The sequence below is a fragment of the Autumnicola musiva genome (assembly GCF_031846585.1).
Classification (GTDB): domain Bacteria; phylum Bacteroidota; class Bacteroidia; order Flavobacteriales; family Flavobacteriaceae; genus Autumnicola; species Autumnicola musiva.
Genome location: NZ_JAVRHK010000036.1, coordinates 1 through 6,759 on the forward strand (window position 1 = coordinate 1; position 6,759 = coordinate 6,759).

7 protein-coding genes and 1 pseudogene are annotated in these 6,759 nt (G+C 37.4%); 1 reads left to right on the forward strand and 7 read right to left on the reverse strand.

Going from position 1 to position 6,759, the window contains the following annotated elements; genetic code table 11:
- Positions 1-133: 133 nt before the first annotated feature.
- The 4 genes from RM539_RS19395 to RM539_RS19410 form a co-directional block, all read right to left on the reverse strand.
- On the reverse strand, positions 134-421 hold the full coding sequence (locus RM539_RS19395; protein ID WP_311505082.1) for a hypothetical protein: 288 nt from the start codon (positions 419-421) through the stop codon (positions 134-136).
- A gap of 57 nt (positions 422-478) precedes the next feature.
- Positions 479-1,138 carry a DNA-binding response regulator gene (locus RM539_RS19400; RefSeq protein ID WP_311505083.1) on the reverse strand — a complete coding sequence of 220 codons (660 nt, stop codon included), beginning with the start codon at positions 1,136-1,138 and terminating at the stop codon, positions 479-481.
- Positions 1,139-2,896, reverse strand: coding sequence for an ATP-binding protein (locus tag RM539_RS19405; protein ID WP_311505084.1), 1,758 nt, complete (start codon positions 2,894-2,896; stop codon positions 1,139-1,141).
- Between the two features lie 206 nt (positions 2,897-3,102).
- Positions 3,103-3,288 carry a hypothetical protein gene (locus RM539_RS19410; RefSeq protein ID WP_311505085.1) on the reverse strand — a complete coding sequence of 62 codons (186 nt, stop codon included), beginning with the start codon at positions 3,286-3,288 and terminating at the stop codon, positions 3,103-3,105.
- Between the two features lie 407 nt (positions 3,289-3,695).
- Between RM539_RS19410 and RM539_RS19415 the strand changes: the two genes are divergently transcribed.
- Positions 3,696-4,358 carry a hypothetical protein gene (locus RM539_RS19415; RefSeq protein WP_311505086.1) on the forward strand — a complete coding sequence of 221 codons (663 nt, stop codon included), beginning with the start codon at positions 3,696-3,698 and terminating at the stop codon, positions 4,356-4,358.
- Positions 4,359-5,119: 761 nt separating this feature from the next.
- On the opposite strand, the gene RM539_RS19420 is transcribed toward RM539_RS19415, so the two are convergent.
- From RM539_RS19420 to RM539_RS19430, 3 genes and pseudogenes are all read right to left on the reverse strand, one after another.
- Entirely contained in the window at positions 5,120-5,485 is a 366-nt protein-coding gene (locus RM539_RS19420) for a hypothetical protein (RefSeq protein WP_311505087.1), read from the reverse strand.
- A gap of 128 nt (positions 5,486-5,613) precedes the next feature.
- Positions 5,614-6,249 (reverse strand): hypothetical protein, encoded by a 636-nt coding sequence (locus RM539_RS19425; protein WP_311505088.1) that lies wholly within the window; start codon positions 6,247-6,249, stop codon positions 5,614-5,616.
- A 34-nt stretch (positions 6,250-6,283) separates the two neighbouring features.
- A pseudogene (locus RM539_RS19430) lies at positions 6,284-6,759 on the reverse strand (DUF4236 domain-containing protein); the annotation flags it as partial.

The window sequence follows — 6,759 nt, forward strand, 5'->3', positions numbered from 1 at the left end:
ATAACAGGGGTCGCGACCCCTGTTATTTTTCTATTTACACAGTTTATGAGATAGTCCTACTAAACCTTAGCGGTGACTTAAAGTCACCAGCCCGAAACTATGGACTTGGAGTCCATAGTGGTTCATTTTAATGTCATTTTTCAAGTATTGTTCCAGTCATACTCGAATCGACCTTCAAAGTTATCCTGGTTTCCTTCGTACTCTGATTCTTAACAATTTCTTTCAGCACAGTTTTGAAATTCACGTCGACCAGGGAAGTTTTGTTCAACTTATGATAAAGAAACCTGATTTCTTCAGCTATTTTCTGCATTTCCTCTATATATTTGAATCTCTTCTTCCTGCTCTTCTCAGTTTCTTCCTGGTTTAAAGAATCCAGGCTTAACCTTATGCCAAAGAGTTTTCCGAGGATACCGTCATGCAACTCCCAGGATGTATGCTGCTTTTCCTTTTCCCGGACTTCTTTCCTTTAAAAATAGTATCATATAAGCTGAAGTGTAAGCACTGTACTAATTAATTGAGGGTTTGTTTTTGCTTCAAATTCTTCACGGAGGTCTTTTAATTTCTTTTCTATAGAACTTTTACTAAAAGGGGTGATGCCCTGAGCTTTAAATTTCATACTTATCTCTTCCTGTGTATAACCATCACAAAGAAGTTTCAAGATGGATAGATCATAATCTGATAATTCTTTTACATTCTTATGATGTAGTGTTTGTTCAATATCGGGAGATAGGTATGATTTTCCGCCGTACACTTGCTGAATAGCTTGTTCCAGATGATTCATACCTTTCCGGCCTTTACATACATACCCGTCAACATAGGGAATTATTTTTTTTACCTTTCCCGGATGATCTTCAATAGAATGAATTATAATTTTCAATTCAGGCATTTCTTTTTTAAGGATGAAGGACAATTCTTCTCCTGATCTAATTTTTTCTTCTCTGTGGTCCTGTCTGAATGAAAGATCAGAAATTACGAGGTCGTAGGGAGATTGTTCCTGATAAGCTTTTTTACATTTCAGGTAGGCTTCATCACAGTACGAAGCATACACCACTTCCTGAGCCCCTAAACTCAATAGGAACTTTTTTAATGCAGTGTTCACTGCATCTATATCTTCTGCTATCAGAACTTTTTTAAACATCTAAAAAGAAATTACAATTTGTGCGGAAAATCCATCGGTGGTTTCCGGTTGAAAATTAAAAGAACCTCCGATAGAATCAATACGGTTTTCCACATTTTTAAGTCCGGCACCTTTTTTTAATTCCGCTGAAGAAAATCCTTTTCCATTATCAATGTAGGAAATTGTAAGTTTTGAAGACGTTTCTCTGAAATTTAATTTTACTATAGAAGCTTCACTGTGTTTTTTCATATTCACCATTAATTCCTGGAGCACACGGTGAACAACTATTTTAGATTCAGTACTTAATTTTGACCAGGAAATATCTTTTAATCCTATAAGATACAATGTTGTTTGTTGAGGTACACTTTGGGATAGCATGTCTTGCAAATCCTCGCGATAACCGGAACTAGTAGTCACTGGAGTATTTTCCCGGGAAATATTCCTTGTTCTATCGTAAATACTTTCCAATTTTTTTACTGTACCTCTTTTATATGAATGATCCGGATTTTCAAGTTCAGTCATAACGTTGTAAACATCGTTTGCCAATTCATCGTGGATTTTTTTAGAGATGCGAGCTTCAGTGGCATGAATCTCTCTTATTCTCTCCTTCTTATGACGTTGCTTTGAATAATAGTAGATGACAGCGGCGCTACCAGTTAAGAGGATCCCTAAGAGAATAGCAATATTCAGCCGATTTCTGCCTCTCAATACCTCAAGCTGTTGTTGTATGGATATTTTTTCTAGTTGATCTATTTCTTCTAATTTCTGCTCCTCATCATATTTAATTTTAGCGAATAAATTTTTGACCTTGTCCCTGGACTTTATTAAACTATCATTCAGGCGGATGTGTTCTAATGCATAAGGTTTGATTTCGTTGACAGGGGATAACCGAACAAGATAATCCAGTGCAGAGATTTCATCGGTGACGCTGTTAAGTTTCCGGGAGGTTTCATAATAAGCTTTGGCATACCGCAAGGCTTCCTTTGGAGAATCTTTTTCATTAACCTTTACTAGATGATCGTAACTCGACAATAATCCGGTGAGGTCATTGTATTTACTTCTGGCTTCCATAATTAATTCCAGTGAATCAGTAATATCGGTTTTTTCGCTGAGCCATTTCGTAAAGTAATAATTATCCCTGATACGGTTAATGAAATTTTGGTTTTCAGCTAAAGGCAGGATTGACTCTAATAGTCCAAGGGACTTTTTAAAATCTTCTTTCTCAGCATAAACATTAGCTATATTGTTAACTACCGCCAGACTATCCTGTGAAGAATTAATATATTTTAAAGCATTACTGTACTCTTCAATAGCCTCATCAAAATCCTTCAGTTTTCTATAGGTAGCTGCGAGGTTGTTGTAAGAACTAGCAATATAGAAAGAATCTTTGGAAGGCTTTAAAAGGGAAAGCGCTTTAACAGCGCTGTTTTGGCTCGCGGGAAAATCACCCAGTCGCGTTTGAGCAATACTCAGTTCCAGTAAACGCTTACCTGCATTTACGCTATCTCCGGCTAATAAATAATACCTCTGTGATTGAAAAGTATTATTAAGCACATTTATTTGGTCATTTTGATAAAAAAAACTTTTTGCCTTCCTGTAATACCCTTTTGCTATTTGCAGGGTGTCTCCTCGCTCAAATCCATTTTTTATAAGAAGATTCGCGTAGTATACAGAACTGTCTATTTCTTTTTTTTTGTTGTGAAAATAGATAAGATTATCATAAATGGTTGCTTGTAGTGTGTTTTGGGGTGTGTAGATTTCTGCTAGCGCCTTTTTCAAGAGCGTCAGCTTTTGATTCAGATCCTCTGTTTCTTTGCTTCTCTCAAAGAACTGAGCGGCGAGATCATTCCGACATTGGATTTTTTTAGTTTGATCTTTTTCCTTGCAGGAGACAAGAAGAACGATAAAAAAAATTGAAAGAATCAGGGGGCTTTTCATGCAACTAAAATAAAAAACCCTGCTGATTTAGCAGGGCTTTCTAAAAATTAATTACCGGCTGGCGGTTCTTCGGGTGGATCCAATTGCTGATCTTCACCACCATTACCACCGCCAGTGTCACCATCGGCATAAGTGTCCATTTCTTCCTGCACATCGGCGAGGCTATCGTCTGTACAGGCAATAAATGATAAATTTGCACCTATTAGACATACAATTAATATTGCTTTTTTCATTTTTCTTATTTTAAATTTTAGACATGGGACGTCTGGGGGAGACTTTTCTCTCCGTTTACGACAATCCGTAATTGGGGTACCCGTACTGCGAGTACATTTGGGAAGTTGAAGAGATCAATACGGCTGTGTTTGGTTACTTCCCGGTGACCTTCACAGGCCGTATTGACTTTTCAGAATAATTGAAAGCTGCGCGTGATGATGTTTGCAAGCCATAATCGTCTTTCAATTACATGGCAAAGATGTGAAGGGAAGAGCCTTTTTGCAGAGACATAGCGGCGACATCTAAGGGGCATTTAAAGGACAGGGTGGAGACATGTTAAAGACACGTTTTGTCATTTTTATGTCTAACTGAATTTGAGTATGTTAACGGCAAATGTTAATTTTAGATCATCATCAAAACGATATCTATGGATAAATTTTTACAAGATATTTTTGTTAAGGCAAAGGAAGAATCCGGAGAAGATAGTCTGAGGAAATGGGCGGAGTATATAGCCGAGTACTTATTGGAAGAGGTAAAGTATCCTTTGTCAGTAAAAACCCTGGAGAGATACTACAATGGAGAGACCGAGCCGAACCTTGAAAAAAGGAATAAACTCGCCGTGTTTCTTGGCTACAGCGATTACAGGGAATACAAGGCTGGAATGCAGGAAACTCAGCCTAAGGAGGAAGATTCTGAAAAAACCGGAGAAGGTAAGAGCAACAAAAAATACAGGAAGCGAATCATGCTCCTGGTTAGCTTAATTGGAATTTTAGTACTAGGGGCTGGATATCTGGGCTATTCTTCAGGGAGTGAAGATTGTATGATCTGGAAAGAAGATCACTATGAAGTGACTCCTTGTGAGGGTAAAGCAGGAGAAACGAAAAAGACTCTTCACTTACTGGAAAATTTCCGACAAATCGAGGTAAGTGACACCACTACTTTTTTCAGGAATGGAAAAGCAAATGTGTGGTACGATAAGCACGAGAATGAGCTGTACTTTTTTAGTGCCCCCGGAATAAATCCTGAAACCGGTAAAACGGTGAAGGAGATTACTGATTATATGATCAATAAATATGTATTAGTTGATTAGTTGGAGAAAATTAGATTCGAAAATAAAGACTAATAGGTGTTAAGGCGAACTTTCTTTCTCTAAACCTGAATACTTCTGCCTCATCTTTTTAGTAATAATTTCAAAGTGGTGTTTTTTAATAATCCTCTAGGTATGGTATTCATTCTTCCATTCGCCGGGCAGGATTGATAATTTCGCTGCGGTCAATCCGAATATTTCTGGTTTCTGCATTCTGTTACGGTAAAAATAAGAGGTTGAATTACATACTGCTATTTAGAAGTATTAAACCAGCAAAACGCCGGGTTCATATAGCACGCCAGTTATCCTATTGCTAAAGACTTATTTTTTGATTTGCATTCCTTTCAGGTTATTTATAAGGATCTCCAGAGGCTGCTGTTACAAATGAGATGTAAGATTAAGCCGGGAATAATAAGTAGAAAATAACCTATTTCCACTATGATAAGCCAAAACAGACCTGTTCCAATATTTCCCTTGTACATTTGTCCCGCTCCTGGAATAACCAGTCTTAATACAGCAGCCACACCGAGGCTCCATTTTCGTTCTCTTAGAGGAGTAGATTGATTTTGATAAGATCGGATGGCTCTTATTCCACCATCCAACATTTCGCTGCAATGTTTACACTTAATTGCTTCTTTATTAATATTTTCTGCGCAGTAAGGGCATTTTTCATTTCTGTTTGCGTTAGTTATTGTTTTTTAAATCAAATAAAGGCAGTTGAGCTATTGAACATCTTAAATTTTACTCCTAGATATTAACTGGATTCACTCAACCGGCATCCGGTATTTTGTTTCATTGATTTCCATTCTCTCCTTATTTAATGTTACTATGATTGGCTCCTGTCGCTCCCTTTCATATTCCACATATTCATAGATTTTTATTTCCCTTATGGCCACTATTTTTATGTCTACATCAATTCCCTGAACCTGATTGTCGTTGTGAAGCCCCAGGAAAAAAGTACCACTTGTGTGGGTAGTATTTTTGCCATATGCAGCAATGCCTTTCCCTTTATCGAAGATGGAAAATGCTTGTCCACTTCTGAACAACCCGAGGTTAGCTTCATCGGGAATAAACCAGTAGGAAACGTCCTCTCCTGTTTTGGGAATGATCAATTCTGAAATCGCACCCATCGCAAGGCCGGCTAAAGGTGTCCCGTAAATAGAGGTAACCTCTTCTGCTAATCCGATAAAGAACTCCGTATTCTTTTTATATGCTTCCTGAGATTCCTGTCCTACACCTATCCAATAGCCCCAGCTTATTATTCTTTCTTCGCGTAAATCTGTAATAAGCGCTGTGGCAAATTGATCAGTAAGAAAGTGCTGCTTTCATTTTCGTTGAAGTACGAATGGACCCTCTGATTCTTGTCGACTAAAAGATCCTCTTCCCGCTTAATTTCAATTAATTCCTTTACATTTTCTGTATATAGTATAGTGTTATAGCCTGTAATACTATCAATGGTGTAAGGAATATATACTGTATCCCTCTGTGTTTCCCACCGCCAGTCGGTATTAAAATGCATGGTTTGATCATTTGCAGGGATCCTGCTAATGGTAATTTTAAATGCTCTATTGGTTAGTGACGAACTGTAGAACTTAAAGCTATAAACACCCTTCTCTCTGGCTTTAACTTTCTTGCCTGTTAAAGATTTCAATTTGTATTCTGAGAACAGGGTATTTGAGGATGGTCCCGAAATTTGAAATTCTTTTAAATGTTTCCCTTTAACCATTTCAAGGTCTATTAAAATTTCGTCCCCTTCAGCAAAACTGAACAATATTTCTTTGGTTTCATCAAAACTAATTTGAATAGCTGATTCAGTAATAAGAATAGGTTCATTGGATCCAAATGATGAAAAGGATAGGGGGAGGAGTAGGAGCACGAGTAATTTTTTTACCATAGGAGTTGATTTTAATAGTAATTGTAGGTTGTTATTATCTGTTTTGTTTGACAGCTTGTTGATATGCTTCCATAGCATTGGCAAATTCTTCTGCTTTTTCAAAACTGCTCATTAAATAAGCTTCGTTAAGTCCGGTAGAGCTGGATAGTTTAATGGATCCATATTTGCAAACCGGGATCTGATAATTGGCTTTAAACCTTTTATCCGGAGTTCCGTTTTTATTTACTTTTGCCCAGGTGTATTCTATTATAGAAGCATCTCCAGGAACCTTCTCTTCTTCAATAAAACGTTGGCTATGAAAGTAAAACTCTAATTCTTCAATTTCTATAAGTCCAAGATTTTTCCTGTCGTCAACAATTGCCATAAAAGCAGGATACAAGTATAGGTCTCCACCATTGGCGTTTTCCAGGTGTAATGCATCAAAAGAGGATTGAATAATTTCAATATTGCTGAAACCAAATTTTACCGGCCTTCGATTTACAGAATTTGCTGCTGCGGAGCGGGTGATTT

Bases quoted from the DNA above. Each gene is read 5' to 3' on its own strand.
- RM539_RS19400 (WP_311505083.1), bottom strand. From the start codon at position 1,138: ATGTTTAAAAAAGTTCTGATAGCAGAAGATATAGATGCAGTGAACACT.
- RM539_RS19420 (WP_311505087.1), bottom strand. From the start codon at position 5,485: ATGGGTGCGATTTCAGAATTGATCATTCCCAAAACAGGAGAGGACGTT.
- RM539_RS19410 (WP_311505085.1), bottom strand. From the start codon at position 3,288: ATGAAAAAAGCAATATTAATTGTATGTCTAATAGGTGCAAATTTATCA.
- RM539_RS19425 (WP_311505088.1), bottom strand. From the start codon at position 6,249: ATGGTAAAAAAATTACTCGTGCTCCTACTCCTCCCCCTATCCTTTTCA.
- RM539_RS19415 (WP_311505086.1), top strand. From the start codon at position 3,696: ATGGATAAATTTTTACAAGATATTTTTGTTAAGGCAAAGGAAGAATCC.